This window comes from Dickeya aquatica, from assembly GCF_900095885.1.
GTDB classification, from domain to species: domain Bacteria; phylum Pseudomonadota; class Gammaproteobacteria; order Enterobacterales; family Enterobacteriaceae; genus Dickeya; species Dickeya aquatica.
Window position 1 is genome coordinate 142,407 of record NZ_LT615367.1, and the last position, 24,108, is coordinate 166,514.

Consider the following 24,108-nt stretch of genomic DNA (forward strand, 5'->3'; position numbering starts at 1 on the left):
TGACCGGGAGCCGCATGATCGAAAACCGTCGCGGGCTGGATATCTTCAGTCACGTCACGCTGGTGGTCGCCATTGTGGTGGTGCTATTCCCACTGTATGTGGCCTTCATCGCCGCGACCATGAGCCAGCAGCAGATGTCGCAGGTGCCAATGTCGCTTATTCCCGGCGGCCACCTGTGGGAAAACATTATCTACATCTGGCAGCACGGCGTGGGTGACAACAACAGCGCACCGTTCGGCCTGATGTTGTTTAACAGTTTTGTGATGGCGCTGGCGATCACCATCGGCAAAATCAGCGTCTCGATGTTATCGGCTTTTGCCATCGTTTATTTCCGTTTTCCGTGCCGTAACCTGTTCTTTTGGATGATTTTCGCCACCCTGATGCTACCGGTAGAAGTGCGCATATTTCCAACGGTCGAGGTGATTTCCCATCTCAATATGACCAACAGTTACGTTGGCCTGACGCTGCCGGTGATGGCGTCTGCCACGGCCACGTTCCTGTTTCGTCAGTTTTTTATGACGCTGCCGGACGAACTGCTGGAGGCGGCACGTATCGACGGTGCCAGCCCGATGCGCTTTTTCTTTGACATGGTGCTGCCGCTGTCCAAAACCAATCTGGCGGCGCTGTTTGTCATCACCTTTATTTACGGCTGGAACCAATATCTGTGGCCGCTGCTCATTGTCAACGACCCGCATCTGGGCACGGCGGTGGCGGGCATTCAGAGCATGATTGCCACCGGCGACACCGCAACACCCTGGCATCAGGTGATGGCGGCGATGCTGATGACGATGCTGCCGCCGTTGTTGGTGGTGTTGCTGATGCAACGCTGGTTTGTTCGCGGTCTGGTTGATAGTGAGAAATAAAAGTCTATGGCATGTTTAAAACTTCAGGCCGTCAGCAAATCCTATGACGGCAAGACGCAGGTCATTCAGCCGATTGATCTCGACGTGGCAGACGGTGAATTTGTGGTGATGGTCGGCCCGTCCGGCTGCGGCAAATCGACGCTGCTGCGTATGGTGGCGGGTCTGGAACAGACCACCAGCGGCGATATTTATATCGGTGATGAGCGTGTGACGGATAAAGAACCCAAAGATCGCGGTATTGCGATGGTGTTCCAGAATTACGCGCTCTACCCGCACATGAGTGTGTACGACAACATGGCCTACGGCCTGAAAATCCGTGGCTTTGGTAAAGATCAGATCCGCCAGCGTGTGGATGAAGCGGCGCGTATTCTCGAACTGCAACCGCTGCTTTCGCGCAAACCGCGCGAGCTGTCCGGCGGCCAGCGCCAGCGCGTGGCGATGGGGCGTGCCATTGTGCGCGAGCCGTCGGTGTTCTTGTTCGATGAGCCGTTGTCCAACCTTGATGCCAAATTGCGCGTACAGATGCGCCTTGAACTGCAACAACTGCACAAGCGGCTGAAAACCACCAGTTTATATGTCACGCACGATCAGGTGGAAGCGATGACGCTGGCGCACCGGGTTATCGTGATGAATAAAGGGGTGGCAGAGCAAATCGGCCCGCCTGCGGACATTTATCGCAAACCGGCCTCACTGTTTGTCGCCAGCTTCATTGGCTCACCGGCCATGAATTTGTGGGCCGGGCAGGTGAGTGCCGACGGCGGCCGGATTGCGCTGTCAGCGGATTTTGCGCTGCCGTTGCCGGTGGCGAAACCGCAATGGGCCGGGCGTGCGGTGACGCTGGGTATGCGCCCGGAGCACATTTTGCAGTCCAGCGCCGAGGCTGGCGGCGTGCCGCTGGTGGTGGAAACGCTGGAACTGCTGGGGGCAGATAATCTGGCGCACGGCACATGGGCGGGGCAAAATGTCGTAGTGCGCCTGTCGCACGAGCATTGCCCGGCGGTGGGGGAAACCTTGTGGCTGCATTTGCCGCCCTTATCGTGGCATTTATTTGATTCACAAAGCGGATTACGGATGGAAGCATGACCAGAGATTGGCCTTATCCTGCTATCGTCGCTCACCGTGGCGGCGGTGCGCTGGCCCCGGAAAACACGCTGGCGGCGATTGATATTGGTGCGCAACACGGCCATAAAATGATTGAGTTTGATGCGAAATTATCGCAAGACGGCCAGGTCTTCCTGCTGCATGACGACACGCTGGAGCGCACCAGTAATGGCCGGGGTGTCGCGGGCGACTTGCCGTGGGACACCCTGGTGGGGCTGGATGCCGGTGGCTGGTTCGGCCCGCAGTTTAGCGGCGAGCGTCTGGCGCTGTTGTCGGAAGTGGCAAAACGCTGCGAGCAGTACGGCATGGCGGCCAATATCGAAATCAAACCGACCACCGGCTGTGACGCGCTGACCGGTCGCGTGGTGGCGCTGGCGGCGCGCGCGTTGTGGCAAGGCCACCCGATTGCGCCGCTGCTGTCGTCGTTTTCGCTAGAAGCACTGGCTGCGGCACAGCAGGCGGCACCGGAGTTACCGCGCGGCCTGCTGCTGGATGAATGGGACGATGACTGGCGTAACCTGACGACGCGCTTAGGCTGCGTGTCGATTCACCTCAATCACCAACTGCTCGATGAAATGCGCGTCAGGCAGTTGAAAGAGGCCGGGCTGCGCATTCTGGTGTATACCGTCAACCAGCCTGAACGGGCGCGCGTGCTGTTGCAGTGGGGCGTTGACTGCATCTGCACCGACCGGATAGATTGGATTGGACCGCAATTTCATTAACGTCGGCGGATGTCGCCTTTCCTGACGGCAATCACGCCGGTCGATAAACCCGGCGTGTTTCGTCAGGCGTTTCCTGTATGACCTCGGGCCATTTTCTGGCCCGCTCCCCGGTGGGGCTTGCCTCACCGTCGTGACCTGCCATCAGCCTTCGCCCGGGCGATCCGCGCTTTTTTTGAGGAAGGGCGATGCCCACGTTTATTGTTTCGCTTTGGCACCAGATTTTTCTCTCCCTGCCGCTGTTTGTGCTGATTGCGCTGGGGTATGGCCTGATCCGTTTTGGTCGCTGGCCCTCCACGGTGACGGATGCGCTGAGTAAATTTGTGTTTTCGGTGGCGCTGCCTGCGATGTTGTTTCGCATGATGTGCGATTTCTCCAAACGACCGGCGGTAGATGCCCGGTTGCTGATAGCCTTCTTCGGCAGCTGTTTTATTGTGTTTGTGCTGGGGCGCGTGGTGGCGAGCCGGGTATTCCGGCTGGATGGTGTTTCCGGCTCCGTGTTTTCACTGGGGGGCATTTTCTCCAACAACGTGATGCTGGGTTTGCCGATTGCCACGTTAATGCTTGGCCCACAGGCGATCCCTTCCGTGGCGCTGGTACTGGTGTTCAACGGTTTGATCCTCTGGACGTTGGTCACGGTGTCGGTGGAGTGGGCGCGCAACGGCTCACTGTCGATGCAGGGGTTTGGGAAAACCGCTATCGGCGTGCTGAAAAACCCGCTGATTATCGGCATTTTGTCCGGTACGTTTTACAGTCTTACCGGCCTGCCGCTGCCGGATGTGGTGGACAAGCCAATAGGCATGTTGGGGCAAATCGCCGTTCCGTTGTCGCTTATAGCGCTGGGGATGGGGCTGGCGGAGTACCGTATCCGTGATGGCTGGCAAATCAGCGTGGCGATTTGTCTGATGAAACTGGTGGTACAGCCGCTGGTGGTATGGGGCCTGGCGCTGGCACTCGGCCTGCCGGAGATGGAAACCCGTGTGGTGGTGTTGCTGGGGTCGATGGCGGTGGGGGTGAATATCTACCTGATGTCGCGCCAGTTTAACGTGCTGGGTGGGCCGATTGCCGCCAGCCTGCTTCTCTCAACGGCACTGGCGGCTATCACGACGCCGCTGCTGTTAACGCTGATGGGCGTGCGGGTGTAAACCGCAGCCCGCCGCTGATTGTGAGGTGAGCGGCGGGGCGGGCTATCGTGCATCAATACCGCGGGGGCGTGCCGGGCGCGGATTGCTGAATGCGCTGCCGGTTTTGCTCCAGCTGTTGTTGCAGCTGTCGCTGCTGCTCGCGGCTGCGCTGCTGGATTTCCTGATTGAGCTGCTGCTGCTGGAGCTGCTGGTTTTGCTGCATCTGTTGTAACAACCGCTGCTGGCTGCTGATGCCGTTTTCATACTGTTGCTGCTGAGGCGAAATGGGCTGACTGGCAGCGGTGGCGAGCATTGGCAACGCCAGCAGTAATACCAGTGGAAACTGTCTCATGGTGCCTCCGGGCGGCGGGGTGGTGTGTTGATTTTAGCGACTCAGAGGGCGGGCGTCGCGGTCTTTGCCCACAATTTTTGATACCGTCTTCAGGCGATTGCTGCTCTGCAACTCGCCCGATGATGAGTATATACTGCGCCCACCTTTTCCCGTTTTTGGCTTGATTATGTTTCACATTGCACTCTATGAGCCGCAAATCGCGCCCAACACCGGCAATATTATCCGTCTGGCGGCCAACAATGGCTGCTCTTTGCACTTGATTGAGCCGCTCGGGTTTGATTTTGAAGAAAAAAAATTGCGCCGGGCCGGGCTGGATTATCACGATCTGGCAAACGTGCAGCGCCATGCCGATTACGCTGCATTCCTGGCGGCCGTGCCCGGATGCCGGATTTTCGCCTGCACCACCAAAGGCAGCCGTCCTTATGATGAACCGGACTACCAGCCGGGCGATGTGCTGCTGTTTGGCTCGGAAACCGCCGGGCTGCCGGATGCGATTCGCAACGATTTTGCACCAGAGTTTCGCATTCGTATTCCGATGGAGCCTGACTGCCGTAGCCTGAATCTCTCCAATTCGGTGGCGATTATCAGCTACGAAGCCTGGCGACAAAATGGGTTTGGTGGCCGATGCTGACCTGCCGCACATGCCATCGCGGTACATGTATTGCGATGGCATACATCCTGTTTTTAATGTGCCAAGGCTTCGCGTGGGTGTAAGCCTAACCATCCTGGTGAGGGCTCGCCTTTCACTTCGCCGAAGTAGAGTGTCATCTGTGAGCGGAAACGTTCAACAGCTTCTCTGTCCTGCATGAAGGCGGCAAAGGCGTCAGGATGGGTATTTTTGTACTCCCAGATAGGCTTATAGCCTTTGGGCGGCGTCACATCTGTTCTGACAGACCACATGTACCAGGTATTTTGTTGCGTCTCTTTGTCCGTGAGCCAGTTGAGATAGAGCCTGGCGGCATCAGGGTGTTTGGCTCCTTTCATGATGGCTGCCCGTTGAGCCCAGGAGACGAAGGGGTCATTTTGTGGGAGGACGAAACGCGAATGGGCTTTTTCATCCGGCACCAGGCTGCCGTCGGTTGAGAAGGTCGCTACGGCCTTGCCGCTCTCGACATCATCGGCAGGGGCCTGCGTCCCTCTGACTAACTGCGGGGCTTGCTCGACAAACTTCTGAACGTATTCCCAGCCATATTGGTCTACGACCTGTTTAAACCAGAAAAGCACCGCATCATCGTCGTTTGGCCAGGTAACGACAATTTTTCCTTTCAGTGACGGGTTTAAATAGTCTTTAGCTTCTCTTGGCCACTCCTTTTCAGACAGGGCTTTTGTGTTAACAACGTTTGAGAACGCGTCCACAAAAACACCTGTCCATGCGCCGTCCTGATCCCTGAACGCCGGATAAATTTTGTCCCATCCTCTGGGCTTGTAGTTCAGCAACACACCTTCTTGTTTCCAGCGCGGGTAATCCTGTAGCGTTTGCAACTGAACAACGTCAGGCACCAGCGTGCCGCTCACCAGTTGGTTATCAATACGTGCATCGTGAAACTTGCTGTAATCGACAATCACGTTCAGTTTTATACCCGGGAATCGTTTTTCAAACGCCTTTTTGATGCCATCTTGCTGACCCGCGGTGTCGCCACCGGCATAGACCGTGACTTCGTTACCTTCTTTCAGTGCTCGCTGGTAAAGTTCGTCAAGGGAACGTGTCTCAGGCGACACCGCGGCATGTGACACGCCGGCGATAAGCAGAAGCGACAGTGCGCTGATGTTCAGATAGTTAAATTTCTCTTGCATAAATAAACCTCGTTTAAGGTAAATAAACCCGTATGCGACCTGATTACTCTGTTGCCAGAGTGGCGTGACCGGGCCCGTAAACGACCCGGCATAGTTCAAAAATTTTTACAGGAAAACAGCCTGATTACGGCGTCTGGATGATGGAAAGAAAAACGCGCTCGGTCATGCGTTCATCTGGCTGCTCGGTGCCTTCGCTAAGCAGACTGCGCAGTAACCATGCGTCGGTGTAAGCCACGACGGCATCCGCCTGTTTTGCATTCATCCGAAAGCGTTCTTGCACAATCACACTGTGCGTTTTGACCCACGCCATCGCACTCTCTCTGAGCCGGGGGCGCGCAACGGCGGCAACAAAAAGCTCATACTCGCGCAGGAGCCGCGCTTGCTGCTGTATCGTCCAGCAAAGAAACCGGGTTAACTGCACTTCAGGCTTGTCCGGTGGGCATTCACTGAACCACGTCAGCGTCTGTGATTTAAAATTTTCAACCGCATTTCTGATAACGGCATCGTGCAGATCGTCAAGCATTCTGAAATGCCAGGTAATCGTACCGGGTGAAATATTCAGTTCAGCGGCGATGGCCCGCTGAGTACAAGCGTGCAGCCCGTCGTGCCGGATTATTTCTGATGCGGCTTCCAGAATGCGTTCTTTGGTCTGTGCGCTTTTTGCGCGTGAAGCAGGCTGAAGCCTGGGTTTTTGGTCATTAACCATGCAGGCTGCCCGCCAGCGTTAACGCCATGCCTAAACGGATTATCCGTGTCTTTTTCATCATGCTGTCTTGCGTTGAATGCAAATCGTGGCGTCAATATTAACGGGACGGTTAAACAGTAAAATCCCCTCTGGTTGAAGGTGTCCTTCAGATTTACTGAAAAATCGAAAAGAACGAAAATCTCGTTCACTGCACGGTTAAAGGAGGATTGTTCTTTTTTAACGATAAATTAAACATTGTTAAGAGTATTAATCTTAAAATTGTGCGTTTGAACGAGTAAGGGTTGTCAATGCTTTATTCAGTCATGCAAACCTGAGGAGCGAAGCGCCGGGGTGAGGAAGGGATTTTCTGTGCATGTCGGGTTTAATGCGTCCCTTTATTGACGTCATCGTGCGGGCAGAGATAGGCGTGGGTGCGCAGTATCACCGATGGTGAGAAACCAGAATGGGGAGATGTCGCGCGGGGGCGGGTTGAGCAGGAATACCACCTCGCCCCGGTAAAACGGTGAGGCAGCCAGCCGCCGTTGCCACTGCTCGTCCCACTTACCGTGTTGTACCAGCCCAAGGCGAAAGGGCACACTCAGTTTCATTAGCGCAGGCAGGTAGTCGGCGTAGTTCTCCACCGTATTGCGGCCCTGATAGGTTTGCACCACCAACTCATCCACTACACCATTCAGGCGATTAAGCTGGCGGATATCACCGGTTTTTGCCCAATCGAGCAGGCCGGTGACGCTCAGGCGACAGTCAGGGGGAAGCTGCTGGCGTAAGGTCTGTAAAAACGTGGCGTATTGCGCCAGATTGTGGCTTTTGGCATCGAAATCAAGCTGGATGCCGTCAACGTGATTCCCGGCCGCCACCCAACGCTGCCACAGCCGCAGCATCCGTCGCTGTTCCGTCTCGCTCAGGTGCAGGTCGGCAATGCGAAATGTCAACCAGAGGTGCTTGACGGCCAGTGTGCTGACCGGAATGCCCTGACGCAAAAACAGTGCTTTACCGTGACGGCGGGCCACTTCGCCCTGATGCAGGTAGAGCGTTGTTGCCTGGTTCAGTACCGGCTGGGGCCGCACGGCAGCCCACAGCCAAAATGCCTGATAGCGCCCGGCGTTCACCGTGCTGCTTTCAGCAGACAGGCTCAGGCACAGTAAGCTTGCCAGTAGCGCAACATCACGCGTTATTCGGTAACCGGGGGCCAGGTAGCGGTGTCCCAGACGACAGGCTACCAATAATATTTGAGCTGCCTTGCCCATTGGCTACCTTTGTATTTCGTTTTTAACTGACGAAACCAGGCCTTGCGCGTTTCAAGGCTAATGTCTTGTGTGCCGCAGTCGTTGCTGCCGCTGGGGGCGAAGCAGTAGATAGCGCGATATAACGCATAGCTTTTATCGTCTGTTGCGGCTTTGGCATCGGCGATGACTTGCATATAGTTATCCAGCCGGGTAAAGCGGTTGCCCGCATAGTGAGGGCGGGCGTCGGTCAGGCCGGTGAGCATGTTGCCTTCGTCCCAGTCAAACCGGACATCGGTTCCGGTACGCAGAAAAAACTCGCCCAGGCAGTTGAGGGAATGGGCATCGCGGGCGTTCTGGCTGAGTGTCGTCACCGTCTCTTGCAGGCTTGGGCAACTATAACCGTCTTCGGTATCGCTGCCGTCCCAGCTAAAAGTGTTCAGATCCTCGTTGCCCCAACTGGGGTCATCGCTATTTTGCAGCGGCGTGATGGTTTTCAGCAGGGCGCTGTCTTTAAGAAAGTCGCTGTAGTTTCGATGCATGAGTTGCCTGGTCAGCAAGGTGTGCAGGGCGATAACCCGTTCTTCATGGGTTTGCTGCGCGCCGGTTTGCTGGCGCAGTAGCTGCGCATCCGCGCTGGTTTTCAGTATTGCCGAGCGAAAACGCAGATTTTTTACCGGGCTTTCTGGCGTGAAGACGCGCTCCGGCTGGTCGTTCGCGACCAGCGTTCTGGCCAGCGCCAGTTGCAGGAATTGTTGCTGGATGTAGCTGGTTTTCAGCGTTAGCAGATGCCGCCAGTGTGCTTCGGCGTCGCCCCACTGTTTTTGCTGCTCCAGCGCCAGCCCGCGTAACACCTGGGTGCTAAACAGCGTCGTGTCGTGCAGATCTTCGGCTGTGGTCATCGGCAACGTGTTGAGCACCGCGTGGTAATCATGTTGGACGTAAAAGGCGAAAGCCGCCTGCAAATAGCGAAACTCTTCCTGCATGCCCGCCTTTTCAAACAGCGGCTGCTGGCGGGTCAGCTCTTCTTGCTGCAACGGTGGCATCAGTCTTTGTATTTCAGGGCTACGCAGGCGTTTCAAATCCTGTACCAGCATCAGGAGCGGGGCGTCAGCCGATGTGGTAAATGACGTGTTTTCCAGTAACTTATTGTCCACTTCATTAATCATCAGTTGCAGTTCCTGAGCGGTTTTAGCCTGGCTTAATGCCTGCCCGGAACGCATCGCCAGCGCAGCGGTATCGCCGATTATCCATTCCGCCCGCCGATAGAGCCCTGCGGCAGAATCGACATAGTGCCCGTTCGGGTAGCTTTTCAGGTAATCAGCGATGTGCTCAATCGCCCGCTGCCCGAGGGCTTTATCGGCTTTGGCCGGGTCAAACATGCTGTATTCATCAAGCGAGTCTTTCATCGCCTGATTAATCGCTACCCGAATCAGCATATAGCGCGCGGTTTCGGCAACCCAGGCTTGCGTGGCTTTGGTCAGTGACGAGAATTCCTGCTCCGCCCTGTCGAATAAACCGTCATAGAACGCTGTAGCCGCAATCAGATAGCGCCGCAGCTCTCCGGCATGGCCGCTCTCCGGTAGCGCGTTCAGATCGGCACTGACATCACTGATACCGTATTCGTTGGATAGCATTCTCACACGCACCAGCGCCAGTTGGGTGCGGTGCGCATCGCTTAATTCTTTATCGGCCAGCAGTAAATCGAAGAAGGCTTCCAGCGCGGGCAAATCATTAGAAACCCAGCGACCATCCAGATCGACCGGCGTTAAATCACGCAGTTTCTCTATTTCCGGGGCAGGAAAATGCAACAGCGTCGCTTTGTGTACCAGTGAGGTGTTTTTCTCACTGTCTTTGTCATCGTTAGAGCGGCTCAGGCTATCGCTAATGGTGGTGATATCGCTGTCCGTGTCTGCCACGCCCATCAGTTGGCTGCTGGTAAAAGGGTCGATGCGGGTGCGGGTTTGATCGGGCATGGGCTGAGACAACAGAATGCGATTACGGTAACTTTGCAGCAGAGCCAGATTGGTTCGGGTGTCGTTTTCAGGAAAAAGGTAAGGAACCGCCATGCTGCAATTCGCGTAGAAACTGTCGCACTCCATATCGCCTGACGCAAAGGCAGGCATTTGTCCCAGGAGCGTGATAAGTCCGGCCAGCAAGGCTAATCCTTTCATGTCTTTTTCCTGTTCAACATACTGAATAATATCAAGCGTATTTCTTCTCTGAAGGGGAGCTCGCCTTAATGTGATGGCGCATATCCGCCTGGATTCAGAGGCCGTTTGTTATGGCAGCGACGATATGTTTTTACTGGAATGTTTTTTTACGGGGATGCCGATACACCCGGCACACTCTACCCGAGCGGGAGAAAAACTCAATCGGAAGGCGTGACGGATGTGACGCCAGACGGATGATGCCCCGCACTCGTTGGTTCCGGCGGGGCGGTTATTATTGCGTGGCGGCGCGTTAACGCAGGTACAACGGCAGCCACACGGTGAGCTGCAAACCGCCGAGCGGGCTGTTATCGGCTTTAATCCAGCCCTGATGCTGGGAAATCGCCGTTTCGACAATCGCCAGCCCGAGACCTGTGCCGCCGGATTCGCGGTCACGGGCTTCATCGGTACGGTAGAAGGGGCGGAAGATTTGCTCACGATCTTCGGGTTTCACACCCGGCCCATCGTCCCCCACCACAATGGTCACGCCTTGATTATCGACGGCGAACGAGACGGCAATGTGGCTGTATGAGTAGCGCAGCGCGTTACGCACGATGTTTTCCAGCGCACTGTCGAGCGCGGTGGGGTTGCCAAACAGCGGCCACGGGCCCGGCGGGGAGAGCACTTCCAGAGTTTTGCCCATTTGTTCGGCTTCAAAACGGGCATCATCCAGCACATCGTTCCAGAGCGAATCGGCTTGCAACGCTTCGCGCGACAAATCGTGGCGGTGCTGATTACGCGACAGTTCAAGCAAGTCGTTAATCATGCCATCAAGGCGCAGCGTCTCGGTTTCAATGCGATTGAGCTCGTTTCCCTCTCCCTGCCGACGGCGCAGCAGCGCCGTAGCCAGTTGCAACCGGGTTAATGGGGTGCGTAGTTCATGGGAAATATCGGATAACAGGCGCTGTTGTGCCGTTACCATGCGCTCAAGGGCACTGACCATCTGGTTAAAACTGGCACCGGTGGCCCGGAATTCCTGCGGGCCGGATTCCAGCTCCGGGTGCTGTTGCAAGTTACCACGTGACACTTCGTCCGCCGCCATTTTGAGCTTACGGGCGGGTTTCGCCAGGCTCCAGGCCAGCCACAATAGCAACGGTGAGCTGGTGAGCATGGTGACAATCAGCAACAGTAACGGACGGTCAAACAACAGGTTAATAAAATCTGATTGCGAGTTGCTGGCGGGGCGCAGCATGTACATCAGGTAGCTGTCTTCACCATCGCGCACCGCAAATGGCCCCAGTAGTTCGAGGCGGCCATATTTTTTCTTCTGCGGAAAATCGGCGCTGTCAGACTGGCCGATAAAGTTGCGCACCATCTGCATTTCGTTGCGCTGTGCGCCAATAACACGCCCCTCACTTGTCACCAGCAGCAGGCGCTGACCGGGCGGGGCCCATTTTTCAGTAATACGAAAGAGCCGCCGCCACCACAGCAGGTCATTTGCCGGATCGCTCGCCAGTTCTGCTTCAATATGCTGTTCGAGCATTAAACCCTGCCGCTGTTCGCTTTCCAGCAACGGGGTGAGTTGCCGCGAGTCCAGCTTCGGCAACATCAGCACCAGCATCAGTACCAGTGCCAATGTCAGCCAGAAAATAGCGAAGATTCGGGCGGTTAGGCTATTAATCATGCCATCAAGACCTGCGTCATGCGGTAGATACCATCAAGTAGCCCCTGCCGCGCAATGTCTTGAACCAGGGCAGCCCATCTTTGCGTTCCGGTAATTTGCGCCGCAGGTTGGAGATGTGCATATCAATGGCGCGGTCAAACGGCGTTAAACGTTTACCCAGCACTTCCTGGCTCAGGTGATCGCGGGAGACGACTTGCCCCAGACGCTGCGCCAGCAAATATAACAAGGTAAATTCAGTACCGGTCAAATCCAGCACGACATCATCAAAACTCGCCTCCTGGCGACCGGGGTTCAGCCTGAGCGCATCCACCTCAATAATCGGGGCGCTGGCTTCGCCAGACTGCTGTTGATCGGTCCAGTTTGAACGGCGCAGTATGGCGCGGATACGGGCAACCAATTCGCGGTCATTGAATGGCTTAGGCAGATAATCGTCCGCGCCCAGTTCCAGACCCAGTACGCGATCAAGCTCGCTGCCGCGTGCGGTAAGCATAATCACCGGCGTTTGGTAACGCTGGCGCACTTCTTTGAGCGTATCGATGCCGTTTTTCTTCGGCATCATGATATCCAGCAGTAACAAATCCACCGAATCATCCAACACGCTTAACGCCTGTTCGCCATCATGGGCGACAACGACGTTAAAGCCTTCCATCTCGAGCAATTCCCGCAACAGGGATGTGAGCTCGCGATCGTCATCAACCAACAGGATTTTGTTCATGATTTACCTACCTCCACGGGCAAAATACGTCATAGATCGCAGCTATTCCATGACTTTACGTAGTTTTACATCCTCTGACGCATGTTTGCAGCAGGGCAATTAGACTGAGTTCCATCGATTCGCCAGACAGTATACGACACGCGTCAGGTAATACGCTCGATACGCCATCAGAGTCGTATGCAGATACAGAGGAGTTACCGATGCGGGGCACCATCATCACATTATCCTGTGCTTCGTTGCTGATGTTGGTCAGCGGTACTGTTATGGCAACTGAAAATAGCGTGACCGATAACGACATACAAAGCCATGCTGCCGAAAGCAATACGAACGTACCGGGGCACTGTTATCGGGACGACTCTGCCACGAAACGCGGGGCGAGTCAGCAGAGTATGTTTGACGGTGTGAAATTAACCGAGAATCAGCGCCAGCAAATGCGCGATTTAATGCGCCAGATGCGTTATGAGCAGCCGATTTATGACGCTAATGATGTAGAAACCATGCATCAGTTAATGACGGCAGAAAATTTTGATGCTCCGGCCGTTCAGGCGCTGGTGACAAAAATGGTGCAGGCGCAAATTACGCATAAAGTGGAAATGGCCCGTATCAGCAACCAGATGTACAACATGCTGACGTCAGAGCAAAAAGCAATTTTGAATCAAAAACATGAACAAGTTATGCAGGCGGTGCGCCAGCAAATGCCCGCCTCAACTACAGCCCCTCAGCGTGTTGAGCAACGTTTAACGCCGCTCCAGCAAGGGTTAGCGAACGGTAATGAGTAATGCCGGTTTCTCCGGGTAGTGTGTAGTAGCAGTAAGTCTGTCGTCACCGCAGTTGTGACGCGTAGTAGTGAGTTGTGCTGAGAGTAGTGTGTAACGTGTGACAGAAGTAACCTGTTTTCCTTGCCATAGACACCATCCCTGTCTTTTAGCCCGCCTTGATGGCGGGCTTTTTTTTATCCCTCGCCCGTCCATTTGGGGCTCTCTCGTTGTGCCATTACTCTCCCAACGCCGTACGCAGGCGTTGTGTTTAGTCTGTCTGCATACTGTTTTGTGTTGCCTCAATGAACGTGAATGCCTTGCACATCGCGTGTTGAGAGGGTGGCGAAGTGGGCTCCATAACAGAGATGGAACCCGTAGCGTGGATTCTGATTGAGAGATGTTATGAGCGCAAAATATACAACGCTGCTGACGCAGGTAGGGGAAAATAAACTGGCGAAGGCCATCGCTCAGGGCAGGCAACTGGCGATTACCCAGATGGGGGTGGGAGACGGTGGTGGCGTGTTGCCCGCCCCGACTCTTAACCAAACCATGCTGATTAATGAAAAACGGCGCGCGCCGCTCAATACACTGAGTATTGACCCAACCAACCCCAGGCAGATTATTGCCGAGCAGGTGATCCCGGAAAATGAAGGGGGTTTTTGGCTGCGGGAGATAGGCTTATACGATGCGGATGGGGATTTAATCGCCGTCGCCAACTGCCCGGAAACCTACAAGCCGCAGTTACAGGAAGGCTCGGGCCGCGTACAGACGGTACGAGTCACGCTGGCGGTCAGTCAAACAAGTGCCGTGTCGCTGTCAATTGATGCGACCGTGGTATTTGCTACCCGTAGCTATGTCGATAATGCGCTGGCAAATCATGAAAAGAGTCGCAAACACCCGAATGCCACGCTGACGGCGGCGGGTTTGGCACAATTGAGTAACGCCATTGATAGTGATAGCGAAACGCTGGCCGCCACCCCGAAAGCGGTAAAAGCGGCAAACGACAATGCAAACGGGCGCGTTCCTTCGCTGCGCCAGGTCAATGGCAAAGCCTTGTCTGCCGATATCATCTTAAATGCAGCAGATGTGGGGGCGATATCCATCAATGAAATGGCGGGCATTCCGCTGCCGTGGCCGCAGGCAAACGCCCCCGCTGGCTGGCTGAAATGTAACGGCCAGGCGTTTGACAAAGCGCTCTACCCTAAACTGGCGCAAATTTACCCTTCAGGCTCATTGCCGGATTTGCGCGGCGAATTTATTCGCGGCTGGGATGATGGGCGTGGGGTGGATGCGGGTAGAACCATAGGTAGTTGGCAGGAATCAACAAAAATATCGGGATACGTCGGAAATGACGGGCATGGATCTCTGGCAAGCGGTGTAGTGGAACAAGATATTGCAGAAATTCATGCGACATACACACGATATGCGGTGACAACATCTGCTGCATTTCTTGGTTCTAATTTATATAGAGTTAAGCCACGCAACGTCGCTTTTAACTACATCGTGAGGGCTGCGTGATGCAGCCACGCGCATATGCTGGGTGCTAAAATACCCCTCCCGCTCCTGCTTTCATCTTGAGAGAAAAAGCGTCGGGCTAATCATCCTTTCTATTTTATCGACCATCAATAGCGCTCCTCTTTCCCGCCTGCTGGCGGGTTTTTTTGCATCGTATTGTTGTGCCATCGTAGCCAGAACGCCTGTTAAAGGTAATCGCCTGGGTGCATCACCATAATGGTTGTGAGAAAGCCTGGCACGCCTCTGCCATTTGTCTTTATCGCAGGTGCTCCACGGCTGGCTGATTTTCCGATTAATCAACGTAGATGAGAGACACAATGGGAACCAAATACTTCACGTTGTTGACCCGCATTGGAGAAGCCCGGTTAGCCGAGGCGATATCGAAGGGACAACCGCTGGAAATTGCCCAAATGGGGGTCGGTGATGGTGGCGGCTCGCTGCAAATACCGAATCCGATGCAAACAAAATTGGTGAATGAGAAACGGCGTGCGTCAATTAATTCACTCAGCATTGACCCGAATAACACCAACCAGATAATCGCCGAGCAGGTTATTCCAGAAAATGAGGGCGGTTTTTGGCTGCGTGAAATGGGGTTGTACGATATCGATGGCAATTTAATTGCGGTTGCCAATTGCCCGGAAACCTATAAGCCAGAGCTCAAAGAGGGCTCAGGGCGCGTGCAGACGGTGCGCATGATCCTCATCGTCAGCCGTACCGATGCGATAACGCTCAATTTTGACCCGACGGTGGCGCTTGCCACAAGACGCTATGCCGATACCTTGCTGTCCGATCACGTTGCAGCGGCAAACCCGCACAAGCAATATGCGCCGCTGGTAAGCCCAGCGTTGAGTGGCGTGCCGACGGCACCAACGGCGGTAGTGGGCACCAGTAACAGCCAACTGGCGACCACGGCCTTTGTTAAAGGCGCAATTGAGGCACTGGTAGCCTCTTCCCCGGAGGCACTGAATACGCTCAATGAACTGGCTGCCGCATTAGGTAACAACCCAAACTTTGCTACCACCATGACCAATGCTCTGGCGAACAAGCAGCCGCTGGATAACACGCTGACGGCTCTGTCAGGAAAATCCGTTGCGGCACTGCTCAATTATCTGGGCCTGGGGTCGGCGGCGCAGCGTAATGTTGGCGGTATGCCCGACCAAATCCCCGACATGAGCCATTTTTTGGTTGGGCAGTCTGGCACGCTAGGGGCGTTTCGCTTGCCATCAGGCCACCTTGTGCAGTTTGATTCCGGTGTTTTGAATAATGTTGGCGGATTTACGAAAAGCTATCCCGTGCCGTTCCCTAATGCCACCCTTGTGCTAATCGGGGTGATGTACGGTACGTTAGGTCTCAGATGGGTGGCCACACCGAACACCTTTGACAGGTCGGCGGCGAATATCAATTTCGTCGATGCCACCACAGGTAACGGTATGACGGGGCAAACCGTAGGTTATTTGGCGATAGGTTACTGATATGAAAAATATGAAAAGCGTTTATTCACCCTCGCAGAATGTGATTTATCCCGCACAGCTTTACGCCGACTATCAACGTGCTGGCACATGGCCTGCTGATGGAATAGACATCAGCGATGATGATGCCGTGCGGTTCAACCCGGTTAATCAACCAGCAGGCAAGGTGCTGGGGTATGTGGCGGGGGCGCTAGCCTGGGTTAATGAGCCTGCACCATCACCTGTGCAACTGATCAAAGAAGCCGAGCTAAGACGCCAGCAGCTTCTTGCAACGGCCAATACCCTGACGGCCGACTGGCGAACAGAGCTTGCACTGGGGATTATTGATGATGAGGATAAAGCGAAACTGGTTGAATGGATGAAATACATTAAAGCCGTGAAAGCCGTAGACACCACGACTGCGCCGAGTGTTAGCTGGCCCGAGACACCGAATATGTAGTCGAGTCAGTGGTAATCGTCCCCGTTCTACCCGCCTGCTGGCGGGTTTTTTTGCATCGTATTGTTGTGCCATCGCCCCCACAACGTCCACCGGACGATTTCCCGCCTGCCTGTTTGCATAATGTTGTGAGACGTAACAACGAACAGAGAGGGCTTGCGACGGAGCGGTGTGTACCGGGTCAGTCGCGATGCCACGAGATGAGAGAAAGCAGGGAGAGAAAGCATGGCAGTGAAATACATGACAGTGCTCACGCAGGTGGGCGCGGCAAAACTGGCGAATGCCACCGCCCTCGGAAAAATGCTGAATATTACGCATATGGCAGTGGGTGATGGCGGTGGCAACCCCACGATGCCCGACCCGGCGCAAAAAGCGTTGATCAATGAAAAACGCCGTGCACTGCTTAATGCACTGCGTGCCGACCCGGCAAACCCGAACCAGATTATTGCTGAGCAGGTGATCCCTGAAAACGAGGGGGGATTTTGGCTGCGGGAAATCGGCCTATTTGATGCCGATGGGGATTTAATTGCCATCGCCAACTGCCCGGAAACCTACAAGCCGCAGTTGCAAGAAGGCTCTGGCCGGGTGCAGACGGTGCGTATGATTCTGGTCGTGAGTAACACCAGTGCGGTGACGCTGAAAATTGACCCGGCGGTGGTGCTGGCCACGCGCAAGTCGGTGGATGATAAAGCGCTGGAAGTGAAAGCTTACACCGAGGAGTTGATGGCAAAACATCAGGCGGCCAGCAACCCCCACCCGCAATATGCGCCGCTGGCAAACCCGGCATTAACAGGTGTACCGACGGCACCAACGGCAGCGGCGGGAACCAATAACAGCCAACTGGCGACCACGGCCTTTGTCACCGCGGCGGCCAATACGGTCTCTGCCAGCGTATCGGCGACGACAGCCGCAAATCTTGCCAAAAAACTGGATATTGCAGACATCGCGGGTATCCCGCTGCCGTGGCCGCAGGCTAGCGCGCCTGCCGGCTGGCTGAAATGTAACGGCCAGGCCTTTGATAAAGCGCTCTACCCAAAACTGGCGCAGGTGTACCCCTCCGGCACCTTGCCGGATCTACGCGGCGAATTTATTCGCGGCTGGGATGACGGGCGCGGGGTGGATGCGGGGCGCACACTGCTGTCGGGGCAGTCGGATGCAATAGGAGTCTTTCAGGCGACAAACAGTAAATCTGTGCTGGCATTTTTTGTCAGTACCCTGCGATCTGCTGCTTACCCGGCAACGGATGCAATGGACGGGTTTCAGGCCGGTGAGGGCTTTGGCGGTACGGAAGCCTCCGTATCACGTGCTGTCTTTCGCAGCGCGGCGGAGACGCGCCCCCGCAACGTCGCCTTTAACTACATCGTGAGGGCCGCATAATGCAAACCAATGACATCGCTGTATTAGGCGAAAATGGACTGGCGTCCAACACTGGCTGGCTGACGGTCTACCACGCCGATACGCAGACCGGCGAATATTATGACAACAGCGAAGAATACCTGATGGCGGGCACCGGCTTGCCTGCGCACAGCTACGCCGATGCGCCACCGGCGGATGTGGCGACCGGGCAGGCGGTGCGGCGCGCTGTTGATGGGTTGAGCTGGGAGGTAGTCGCGGACTTTCGCGGTCAAACGGCGTATGACACCTGCACCCGCCAGCCGCAGGTGATGGGCACGCTCGGTGATTTGCCAGAGCACCTGACGCTGCTGGCCCCGGCCAGCGAATTTGACCGCTGGCAAGATAACCACTGGGTGACGGATACCGCAGCACAGCACGCTGCCCGTGTACAGGCAGCGCAGCGTGAAAGTGAGGCATTGCGTCAGGCCGCCCGTGAGCGCATCAGCGAGCTGACCTATGCCGAAGAACTGGAGATGGCGACAGAGCAAGAGGCGCAGTTGCTCAAGGCATGGAAAATCTATCTGGTGCAGTTGAGCCGGATTAACCCGGCACAGGCTCTGGATATTGTGTGGCCGACCATACCTGACCGTGCAGTGGAGACTGGCCTGAAATAACGCTGCAAACAGTTTTCTCTGACCGACGTTTTTACGTTTGTTTTCAGTCTGATGGCTTTAATCCCTTTTATCTCGTTGTCGATAAGATATTTTTTATCTTCCACCCGCCCTCGGCGGGTTTTTTTCATCCATCTTGTTGTGCCATCGCCCCCACTGCGCCCATCGGACGATTTCCTGCCCGTCTGTTTGCATAATGTTGTAAGAAAGCAGAGCAAACCCCGGACATTTGTCTGTATCGTGGTTCTCTGCCCAGGCCGATTTTTCGTTTAATAAAAACAGGTGAGAGAAACGATGGGAGCAAAATATTTCACGTTGTTGACCCGTATCGGTGAAGCCAAATTGGCAGAGGCGGTGTCAACAGGTAAGCCGCTGGGCATTACCCAAATGGGCGTGGGTGATGGGGGCGGCGTGTTACAAACGCCTGACCCGATGCAGACCAAACTGGTCAACGAGAGACGGCGTGCACCCATTAATTCACTGAGCGTTGACCCGAATAACGCCAGCCAGATAATCGCAGAGCAAATAATTCCTGAAAATGAGGGCGGGTTCTGGCTGCGTGAAATCGGTTTATATGATGCGTCCGGCAATCTGATAGCGGTTGCCAACTGCCCGGAGACGTATAAACCAGAGCTCAAAGAGGGCTCAGGGCGGGTGCAGACGGTACGCATGATCCTCATCGTCAGCCGTACTGATGCGCTCACGCTAACCTTTGACCCGACGGTGGCGCTCGCCACCAGGCGCTATGCCGATACTCTGCTGGCCGATCATATTGTCGCTGCCAACCCGCACAAGCAATATGCGCCGTTGCTCAGTCCTGCTTTTAGCGGTAACCCGACCGCTCCCACTCCGCCGCTCTTTGATGCTGATAGCAGCATTGCGACCACCGGGTTTGTGCAGCGTGCGTTGGGGAATTTACGTGGCGTTTATCAAGTAAAAGATAGCACTGTCCTTACTAAATAGCTTCTCATATTACCGCTCCACTTTAGCCAGGCCAGGTTGGTTGCCGGGAAATGGTGAAGCTGCATTCATAAATTGCGTTACCTGTTTCAGTAACTGCCACATGTACCGGCACTGATGATTTCGCGTTATCGTTTCGTGTAACGACAGCCACAACCGTTCAATTGGATTCAGCCACGGCGAATAGGTCGGCAGAAACAGTAGCCGGAACTTACTGTTCTCCGACAGCCAGCGCGCCACTTTGTGGCTTTTATGGATGATGTCGTTATCAACCACCAACGTAATGGTTTTCGCCCGCCGGTATGTGCGTCGTAATGCCTCTAACAGTTGGATAAATAAATCAGAACTCTTGCTGTTGCCACTAACGTAGGAGACTCGGCCCGTCCCCGAATGCAGTGCGCCAGCCAGATAATGTTTCTGGTTCTGTCCCGGCGTGGCGATACGTTTCTGCTGCCCTTTGGGCATCCAGTCGGCACCGATTTTCGGGTTCAGGTCGATATCGACTTCATCCTGATAAAACACGGGATTAGCCGCTGAGCCCTGAGCCAGCGCCTGCTCGATGGCAAGCCGCTTTTCATCATAATGCGGGTCCCTGATTTTCAGCGTCGGTGCGGCCCTGCGCCAGACCATACCGGCCTGTTTGAGGTATCGGTGCAGGGTGGAGCGGTGAAGCGTCACGTCAAAAAGCCGGTTGACGATACGGGTCAGTAACTCCGTGCTCCAGCGGGAGCGCAGCCAGCCGAAATCCTTCGGTGAACGTTGAACCAGCAACGGAAGCACACGCTGGATATCGGCGACGGGCCAGCAAGGCGCACGACCGGGCCTGAGGCTCTTGAGTCCTTCAACACCTTGTAAAGTAAACCAGTTTATCCATCTTCCGACGGATGAACGCGCAGCACAGAGCAGTCTGGCGACGTCGGTGACGGTCATTCCCCGATGCAACATCAACATGGCAATGAGTCGTCTGGCATAATTTTTATCGCGTGTTTGTTGGGCTTCTTTGCACATCAGTTGTCGTTCTTCATCAGGGATTGCTGCTATGATCGGCATCGCTCAGTCCGGTTGGTGATTTGGGATATTTGGCGATTGATCAGATCGCTCAATTCGGACTGAGTTCCCTTCAAGTGATCTACTATTTTGCGATAATGAAATGGACACCTCCCCATATTGGCTTCAGTGAACCATGCTGTAAGTGTCATCCAACAGCACAATGAAGAGGTGTCCCATGGAACAAATTATCGGAATTGATCTGGCAAAGCGAGTTTTTCAGGTTCATATCGTTTCTGCACAAGGCGAGAAAAAGGCGAACAAAATGATCACTCGTGAAAAGCTGATGGCTTTTATTGCTCAGCAACCCTTGTCCAGAATTGTGATGGAAGCGTGCGGGAGTGCCAATTACTGGTCCCGCCAGTTTAAGACATTCGGGCATGACGTCAGACAAATCAGCCCGCAGTATGTGTCGCCCTTCAGAATGGGAAATAAGAACGACAAAAATGACGCCACCGCTATTGTCGAGGCTGACAGTCGTCCGGGAATGCGCTATGTACCAGAAAAAAGTCTTGAGCAGCAGGATATTCAGTGTATTCACCGGGTTCGCCAGCGGTTGATGAAAAACAGAACGGCGCTGATTAATCAGATTAGGGGGCTGGGTCTGGAATACGGTATTGCGATACCGGAAGGTGCACACAAAATCATGACCTGTCTGCCCGATTATCTGGAAGACGCGGAGAATGAACTTACCGCTCTCAGCCGACAACTGTTTCACGAAATATGGCTGGAACTGCAGGACTGCCAGCAACGTATCAAAACGCTGGATGTACGCCTGGAGCAGATAAGTACACAGAACGAGGATACAGCCCGGCTGGTAAATATACCGGGTATCGGGCCACTGGGGCATTCAGCACTGACGATAGCGCTGGGTGACAGCCGAAGTTTTAATAATGGCCGACATTTTGCCAGTTATCTGGGATTGGTGCCCGGTGAGCACAGCAGCGGCGGTAAACCCAGACTTTTGGGAATAACGAAGCGTGGCGATGGTTATCTGCGCGGCTTGCTTATCCATGGTGCCCGCTCCGTGGTTTATCGTACGGTTAACCTCCCGGATGAGCGGTGTAGTGCCCTCCAGAGATGGCTGAAGGGTATTATTGTTCGCGGCGGCGTGAATAAAGCCGTTGTGGCGCTGGCGAACAAAAATGCCCGGGTGGCCTGGGCATTGGTAAACCAGAGAACAGAGTATAGGATTCAGTAACAATCTGATTGATAAGAAGTCCAAAGCGTTGATGTACTGACAGGTAGAACCGACTCTCTGTCAACCTGGCAAATAGCTCGGCCACAGCAGGCCATGGCGTTAATGAGGCCAGAGAGTACGGATGTTCATCAGGGCTCACGAAGCCGGATATATGTGTGTGACTACGTTGTCAGAAAAAACCAGCCCGTGCTTGCACTGGGTCGGTGTCCATATAGCTATTTAGTTCATGGGGACGCGACGCACTAGCTAATGGTGGCTTTAGTACCGCTGCTGCAGATTACGATGGTTCGATAGAACAGACCCACTCGGCACCTGAATTGGGTTATACGGGGATAGAGTCCTCTACATCTGTAGTTGCCAGAACGACAGCTATTCGCGTACGACCACGAAATGTTGCCTTTAATTATATCGTAAGAGCAGTGTGAGATTAATTAATGCTATATATTTTCCATGTCGGATTTTTAAGGTAATTGGTGATTTTTAATCAGTGAGTTTTATTTTTTAAATGTGGTTTTGGTTGGATGTGTATTATTCAGCGGATGCTGGTTATTAAAGGTGTATTATGACAACTTATTTTTCTCCTCAATATATGGGTTTTTATTCAAGTAATGTGCATGGTGATAATATCCCCGGCGATGTGGTTGAAATTAACGATGGCTATTATCAACAATTATTAAATGACCAGGCCCTTGGTAATGTGATTGTTTTTGATGAATCAACCAGGCAACCCATTGCCGTAACACCTGCTCCGATTTCCGACGTTGAATTAGCGCAAGCGATGCGGCGTCAGCGTGATAGCCTGCTGGGCGCGAGTGACTGGACTCAGGTGGTGGATGCGCCCGTCGATAGGCAAGCCTGGCGAGCTTACCGTGAATTATTGCGTCAGGTTCCTGATCAGGCTGGTTTTCCGCAGGAAATTCATTGGCCTCTATCACCTGAAAATCACTGATCGTATTGGCGTGATTTCTCTGTTTTGCTTCCCGCCGCAAAGCACGGGTATTTGCGGCGCGTCAGCCTAATGATGTCGTCGCAGGCCACACCATTTCTGCCAGGTTCTCCGGGTAGAATATGTCTGGTGTGGCAAGCAGTTCTTCACGGCTCCACCAGTGATAATCGCGCATGACGTGGCGTTCGTGATCCGTCCATGCCTGTGTATTGAGCGTGTTTTCGCTGGTATGGATGATAAAGAACTGCTCCTCGGCCAATACAGTTTCGCCGTTTGGCATCGCCAGAGGAAAGGCCCTTGTTGCCACACTGGGGCCCGCGTTCTGGCGGCGAATACCGGTTTCTTCCCACAGTTCCCTCAATGCCGCCTGTTCAAAGGTTTCTCCATTTTCCAATGCGCCTCCCGGCGTTGCCCAATAACGCTTTCCGGCAAGGGCATCATCAGTATGATGAAAGAGAAACAGTAAGACGTGATGTTGCGGATTGAGGATCAACAGGCGTGACGATGGCCGTTTTTTCATTGGGTACCCCTTAGAAATCGGTGTGTGTTTGCAATCGTGAAGCCATTATCCCCAATGCTCCAAAAGACGTCGATGGTTATCGGCCTTACCTGCATTGCAGAGTAGATGGGCGTGTCAGGGCACTGTCGGGTGGCTGTCAGGTTGTTGTCGGGTAACTGTCGTGGCATTGGCAGGGAGGCTGCTGCACGCTGCTGGCAGGTTTTATCTCATAAGGAGTGAATGATGAACGCAATGAAATCCCAACGCCTTGCCCGGGCCTGGTCGCAGGAGCAACTGGCAGAATTATCTTCGCTGAGTGTCAGAACCATTCAACGCATTGAAAATGGCGAGCGCGCCAGCCTGGAAACCCTCAGTGCCATTGCGGCGGCGTTTGACATCAATGTGGCGGTGCTCATGGAGCCGATGGAACCCGATGAAACGTCATCTGCCAGCGGTGAATCACTGGAAGAACGTATTGTGCAGGCCAAAGCACAGGTGCGGCGCGAAAGCCGCTTTTGGCGCAGCCTGTTGCTGTTTATACCGGTTAATGCGCTGCTCTTTGCCATCAACCAGTTTGTCAATCCACAGCAGCCGTGGTTTTGGTGGCCACTGTTAATCTGGGGTGGCGTGTTGGTGCTGCGTGCCGTCAAAATGTTTTTGCTGCGCGATCGCTGGTCACGCTGGGAACAGCGCCGGTTACAAAAAATCTTACGTAAACCCTGATCATACCCTCCTGAACAGGGCGATAATCTGTCGCCGGATGCGAGCATGATGCGCTCCGCTTACTAAGCGCGTCTTATTCGCAACTCCTTTTTTTTAAACGTTATTTTTATTAAAAAACCC

The 24,108-nt window shown here is 54.4% G+C and carries 23 protein-coding genes and 1 pseudogene; 15 read left to right on the forward strand and 9 right to left on the reverse strand.

What is annotated here, in order from left to right; genetic code table 11:
- Positions 1–14: 14 nt before the first annotated feature.
- From ugpE to DAQ1742_RS00615, 4 genes are all read left to right on the forward strand, one after another.
- Positions 15–863 (forward strand): sn-glycerol-3-phosphate ABC transporter permease UgpE, encoded by an 849-nt coding sequence (gene ugpE / locus DAQ1742_RS00600; protein WP_035346414.1) that lies wholly within the window; start codon positions 15–17, stop codon positions 861–863.
- 6 nt (positions 864–869) lie between these two features.
- Positions 870–1,946 carry a sn-glycerol-3-phosphate import ATP-binding protein UgpC gene (locus tag DAQ1742_RS00605; RefSeq protein ID WP_035345050.1) on the forward strand — a complete coding sequence of 359 codons (1,077 nt, stop codon included), beginning with the start codon at positions 870–872 and terminating at the stop codon, positions 1,944–1,946.
- Positions 1,943–2,686 carry a glycerophosphodiester phosphodiesterase gene (gene ugpQ / locus DAQ1742_RS00610; RefSeq protein WP_035345047.1) on the forward strand — a complete coding sequence of 248 codons (744 nt, stop codon included), beginning with the start codon at positions 1,943–1,945 and terminating at the stop codon, positions 2,684–2,686. Before DAQ1742_RS00605 ends, ugpQ begins: the two co-directional genes overlap by 4 nt.
- 185 nt (positions 2,687–2,871) lie before the next feature.
- A complete protein-coding gene (locus DAQ1742_RS00615) occupies positions 2,872–3,828 on the forward strand; it encodes an AEC family transporter (RefSeq protein ID WP_035345045.1) in 957 nt (318 codons plus the stop codon).
- A 52-nt stretch (positions 3,829–3,880) separates the two neighbouring features.
- Here DAQ1742_RS00615 and DAQ1742_RS00620 read toward each other — a convergent pair whose 3' ends face one another.
- On the reverse strand, positions 3,881–4,159 hold the full coding sequence (locus DAQ1742_RS00620) for a DUF2756 domain-containing protein (RefSeq protein WP_035345043.1): 279 nt from the start codon (positions 4,157–4,159) through the stop codon (positions 3,881–3,883).
- A gap of 166 nt (positions 4,160–4,325) precedes the next feature.
- On the opposite strand from DAQ1742_RS00620, the gene DAQ1742_RS00625 reads away from it, so the two are divergent.
- Positions 4,326–4,790, forward strand: coding sequence for a tRNA (cytidine(34)-2'-O)-methyltransferase (locus DAQ1742_RS00625; protein WP_035346412.1), 465 nt, complete (start codon positions 4,326–4,328; stop codon positions 4,788–4,790).
- 53 nt (positions 4,791–4,843) lie between these two features.
- On the opposite strand, the gene DAQ1742_RS00630 is transcribed toward DAQ1742_RS00625, so the two are convergent.
- From DAQ1742_RS00630 to cpxR, 6 genes are all read right to left on the reverse strand, one after another.
- The gene (locus DAQ1742_RS00630) at positions 4,844–5,953 is read right to left on the reverse strand and encodes an ABC transporter substrate-binding protein (protein ID WP_035346410.1); all 1,110 of its coding nucleotides are present in this window, start codon (positions 5,951–5,953) and stop codon (positions 4,844–4,846) included.
- A gap of 124 nt (positions 5,954–6,077) precedes the next feature.
- Positions 6,078–6,659: a TetR/AcrR family transcriptional regulator gene (locus DAQ1742_RS00635; protein ID WP_035345041.1), complete on the reverse strand. Its 582-nt coding sequence runs from the start codon at positions 6,657–6,659 to the stop codon at positions 6,078–6,080.
- 383 nt (positions 6,660–7,042) lie between these two features.
- A complete protein-coding gene (locus tag DAQ1742_RS00640; RefSeq protein ID WP_180706203.1) occupies positions 7,043–7,903 on the reverse strand; it encodes a DUF3142 domain-containing protein in 861 nt (286 codons plus the stop codon).
- Positions 7,873–10,053 (reverse strand): hypothetical protein, encoded by a 2,181-nt coding sequence (locus tag DAQ1742_RS00645; protein ID WP_035345038.1) that lies wholly within the window; start codon positions 10,051–10,053, stop codon positions 7,873–7,875. Before DAQ1742_RS00645 ends, DAQ1742_RS00640 begins: the two co-directional genes overlap by 31 nt.
- A 289-nt stretch (positions 10,054–10,342) precedes the next feature.
- Positions 10,343–11,713 carry an envelope stress sensor histidine kinase CpxA gene (gene cpxA, locus DAQ1742_RS00650; RefSeq protein ID WP_035345036.1) on the reverse strand — a complete coding sequence of 457 codons (1,371 nt, stop codon included), beginning with the start codon at positions 11,711–11,713 and terminating at the stop codon, positions 10,343–10,345.
- A 16-nt stretch (positions 11,714–11,729) separates the two neighbouring features.
- Positions 11,730–12,428, reverse strand: coding sequence for an envelope stress response regulator transcription factor CpxR (gene cpxR / locus DAQ1742_RS00655; RefSeq protein WP_035345034.1), 699 nt, complete (start codon positions 12,426–12,428; stop codon positions 11,730–11,732).
- A gap of 200 nt (positions 12,429–12,628) precedes the next feature.
- On the opposite strand from cpxR, the gene cpxP reads away from it, so the two are divergent.
- The 7 genes and pseudogenes from cpxP to DAQ1742_RS00690 form a co-directional block, all read left to right on the forward strand.
- On the forward strand, positions 12,629–13,207 hold the full coding sequence (gene cpxP, locus DAQ1742_RS00660) for a cell-envelope stress modulator CpxP (RefSeq protein WP_035345032.1): 579 nt from the start codon (positions 12,629–12,631) through the stop codon (positions 13,205–13,207).
- A gap of 381 nt (positions 13,208–13,588) precedes the next feature.
- Positions 13,589–14,704, forward strand: coding sequence for a phage tail protein (locus DAQ1742_RS00665; protein ID WP_035345030.1), 1,116 nt, complete (start codon positions 13,589–13,591; stop codon positions 14,702–14,704).
- A gap of 314 nt (positions 14,705–15,018) precedes the next feature.
- Positions 15,019–16,173: a phage tail protein gene (locus tag DAQ1742_RS00670; protein ID WP_035345027.1), complete on the forward strand. Its 1,155-nt coding sequence runs from the start codon at positions 15,019–15,021 to the stop codon at positions 16,171–16,173.
- A 1-nt stretch (position 16,174) separates the two neighbouring features.
- Entirely contained in the window at positions 16,175–16,609 is a 435-nt protein-coding gene (locus DAQ1742_RS00675; protein WP_035345026.1) for a tail fiber assembly protein, read from the forward strand.
- Between the two features lie 222 nt (positions 16,610–16,831).
- Complete coding sequence (locus DAQ1742_RS00680) at positions 16,832–17,983, forward strand: phage tail-collar fiber domain-containing protein (RefSeq protein WP_035345024.1); 1,152 nt, start codon at positions 16,832–16,834, stop codon at positions 17,981–17,983.
- Entirely contained in the window at positions 17,983–18,615 is a 633-nt protein-coding gene (locus tag DAQ1742_RS00685) for a tail fiber assembly protein (RefSeq protein ID WP_067487381.1), read from the forward strand. The genes DAQ1742_RS00680 and DAQ1742_RS00685 overlap by 1 nt, the downstream gene beginning before the upstream one ends.
- 291 nt (positions 18,616–18,906) lie before the next feature.
- Positions 18,907–19,569: pseudogene (locus DAQ1742_RS00690) on the forward strand (phage tail protein); the annotation flags it as partial.
- A gap of 15 nt (positions 19,570–19,584) precedes the next feature.
- On the opposite strand, the gene DAQ1742_RS00695 reads toward DAQ1742_RS00690, so the two are convergent.
- Positions 19,585–20,622 carry an IS630 family transposase gene (locus DAQ1742_RS00695; protein ID WP_180706204.1) on the reverse strand — a complete coding sequence of 346 codons (1,038 nt, stop codon included), beginning with the start codon at positions 20,620–20,622 and terminating at the stop codon, positions 19,585–19,587.
- A 175-nt stretch (positions 20,623–20,797) separates the two neighbouring features.
- Between DAQ1742_RS00695 and DAQ1742_RS00700 the strand changes: the two genes are divergently transcribed.
- Both DAQ1742_RS00700 and DAQ1742_RS00705 read left to right on the forward strand, forming a co-directional pair.
- Positions 20,798–21,820 carry an IS110 family RNA-guided transposase gene (locus tag DAQ1742_RS00700; RefSeq protein WP_180706205.1) on the forward strand — a complete coding sequence of 341 codons (1,023 nt, stop codon included), beginning with the start codon at positions 20,798–20,800 and terminating at the stop codon, positions 21,818–21,820.
- A 562-nt stretch (positions 21,821–22,382) separates the two neighbouring features.
- Entirely contained in the window at positions 22,383–22,769 is a 387-nt protein-coding gene (locus DAQ1742_RS00705) for a tail fiber assembly protein (RefSeq protein WP_035345015.1), read from the forward strand.
- Positions 22,770–22,830: 61 nt separating this feature from the next.
- Here DAQ1742_RS00705 and DAQ1742_RS00710 read toward each other — a convergent pair whose 3' ends face one another.
- Positions 22,831–23,286, reverse strand: coding sequence for an NUDIX hydrolase (locus tag DAQ1742_RS00710; RefSeq protein ID WP_035345014.1), 456 nt, complete (start codon positions 23,284–23,286; stop codon positions 22,831–22,833).
- A 222-nt stretch (positions 23,287–23,508) separates the two neighbouring features.
- Here DAQ1742_RS00710 and DAQ1742_RS00715 point away from each other — a divergent pair, with 222 nt between their 5' ends.
- Positions 23,509–23,988, forward strand: coding sequence for a 2TM domain-containing protein (locus DAQ1742_RS00715; protein ID WP_035345012.1), 480 nt, complete (start codon positions 23,509–23,511; stop codon positions 23,986–23,988).
- Positions 23,989–24,108: the final 120 nt, after the last annotated feature.

Bases quoted from the DNA above. Each gene is read 5' to 3' on its own strand.
- DAQ1742_RS00670 (WP_035345027.1), top strand. From the start codon at position 15,019: ATGGGAACCAAATACTTCACGTTGTTGACCCGCATTGGAGAAGCCCGG.
- DAQ1742_RS00625 (WP_035346412.1), top strand. From the start codon at position 4,326: ATGTTTCACATTGCACTCTATGAGCCGCAAATCGCGCCCAACACCGGC.
- DAQ1742_RS00615 (WP_035345045.1), top strand. From the start codon at position 2,872: ATGCCCACGTTTATTGTTTCGCTTTGGCACCAGATTTTTCTCTCCCTG.
- DAQ1742_RS00715 (WP_035345012.1), top strand. From the start codon at position 23,509: ATGAACGCAATGAAATCCCAACGCCTTGCCCGGGCCTGGTCGCAGGAG.
- DAQ1742_RS00605 (WP_035345050.1), top strand. From the start codon at position 870: ATGGCATGTTTAAAACTTCAGGCCGTCAGCAAATCCTATGACGGCAAG.
- cpxR (WP_035345034.1), bottom strand. From the start codon at position 12,428: ATGAACAAAATCCTGTTGGTTGATGACGATCGCGAGCTCACATCCCTG.
- DAQ1742_RS00635 (WP_035345041.1), bottom strand. From the start codon at position 6,659: ATGGTTAATGACCAAAAACCCAGGCTTCAGCCTGCTTCACGCGCAAAA.
- DAQ1742_RS00705 (WP_035345015.1), top strand. From the start codon at position 22,383: ATGACAACTTATTTTTCTCCTCAATATATGGGTTTTTATTCAAGTAAT.
- DAQ1742_RS00675 (WP_035345026.1), top strand. From the start codon at position 16,175: ATGAAAAATATGAAAAGCGTTTATTCACCCTCGCAGAATGTGATTTAT.
- DAQ1742_RS00645 (WP_035345038.1), bottom strand. From the start codon at position 10,053: ATGAAAGGATTAGCCTTGCTGGCCGGACTTATCACGCTCCTGGGACAA.
- DAQ1742_RS00620 (WP_035345043.1), bottom strand. From the start codon at position 4,159: ATGAGACAGTTTCCACTGGTATTACTGCTGGCGTTGCCAATGCTCGCC.
- cpxA (WP_035345036.1), bottom strand. From the start codon at position 11,713: ATGATTAATAGCCTAACCGCCCGAATCTTCGCTATTTTCTGGCTGACA.
- DAQ1742_RS00685 (WP_067487381.1), top strand. From the start codon at position 17,983: ATGCAAACCAATGACATCGCTGTATTAGGCGAAAATGGACTGGCGTCC.
- DAQ1742_RS00680 (WP_035345024.1), top strand. From the start codon at position 16,832: ATGGCAGTGAAATACATGACAGTGCTCACGCAGGTGGGCGCGGCAAAA.
- DAQ1742_RS00700 (WP_180706205.1), top strand. From the start codon at position 20,798: ATGGAACAAATTATCGGAATTGATCTGGCAAAGCGAGTTTTTCAGGTT.
- DAQ1742_RS00695 (WP_180706204.1), bottom strand. From the start codon at position 20,622: ATGCCGATCATAGCAGCAATCCCTGATGAAGAACGACAACTGATGTGC.
- DAQ1742_RS00710 (WP_035345014.1), bottom strand. From the start codon at position 23,286: ATGAAAAAACGGCCATCGTCACGCCTGTTGATCCTCAATCCGCAACAT.
- DAQ1742_RS00665 (WP_035345030.1), top strand. From the start codon at position 13,589: ATGAGCGCAAAATATACAACGCTGCTGACGCAGGTAGGGGAAAATAAA.
- ugpQ (WP_035345047.1), top strand. From the start codon at position 1,943: ATGACCAGAGATTGGCCTTATCCTGCTATCGTCGCTCACCGTGGCGGC.
- DAQ1742_RS00640 (WP_180706203.1), bottom strand. From the start codon at position 7,903: ATGGGCAAGGCAGCTCAAATATTATTGGTAGCCTGTCGTCTGGGACAC.
- ugpE (WP_035346414.1), top strand. From the start codon at position 15: ATGATCGAAAACCGTCGCGGGCTGGATATCTTCAGTCACGTCACGCTG.
- DAQ1742_RS00630 (WP_035346410.1), bottom strand. From the start codon at position 5,953: ATGCAAGAGAAATTTAACTATCTGAACATCAGCGCACTGTCGCTTCTG.
- cpxP (WP_035345032.1), top strand. From the start codon at position 12,629: ATGCGGGGCACCATCATCACATTATCCTGTGCTTCGTTGCTGATGTTG.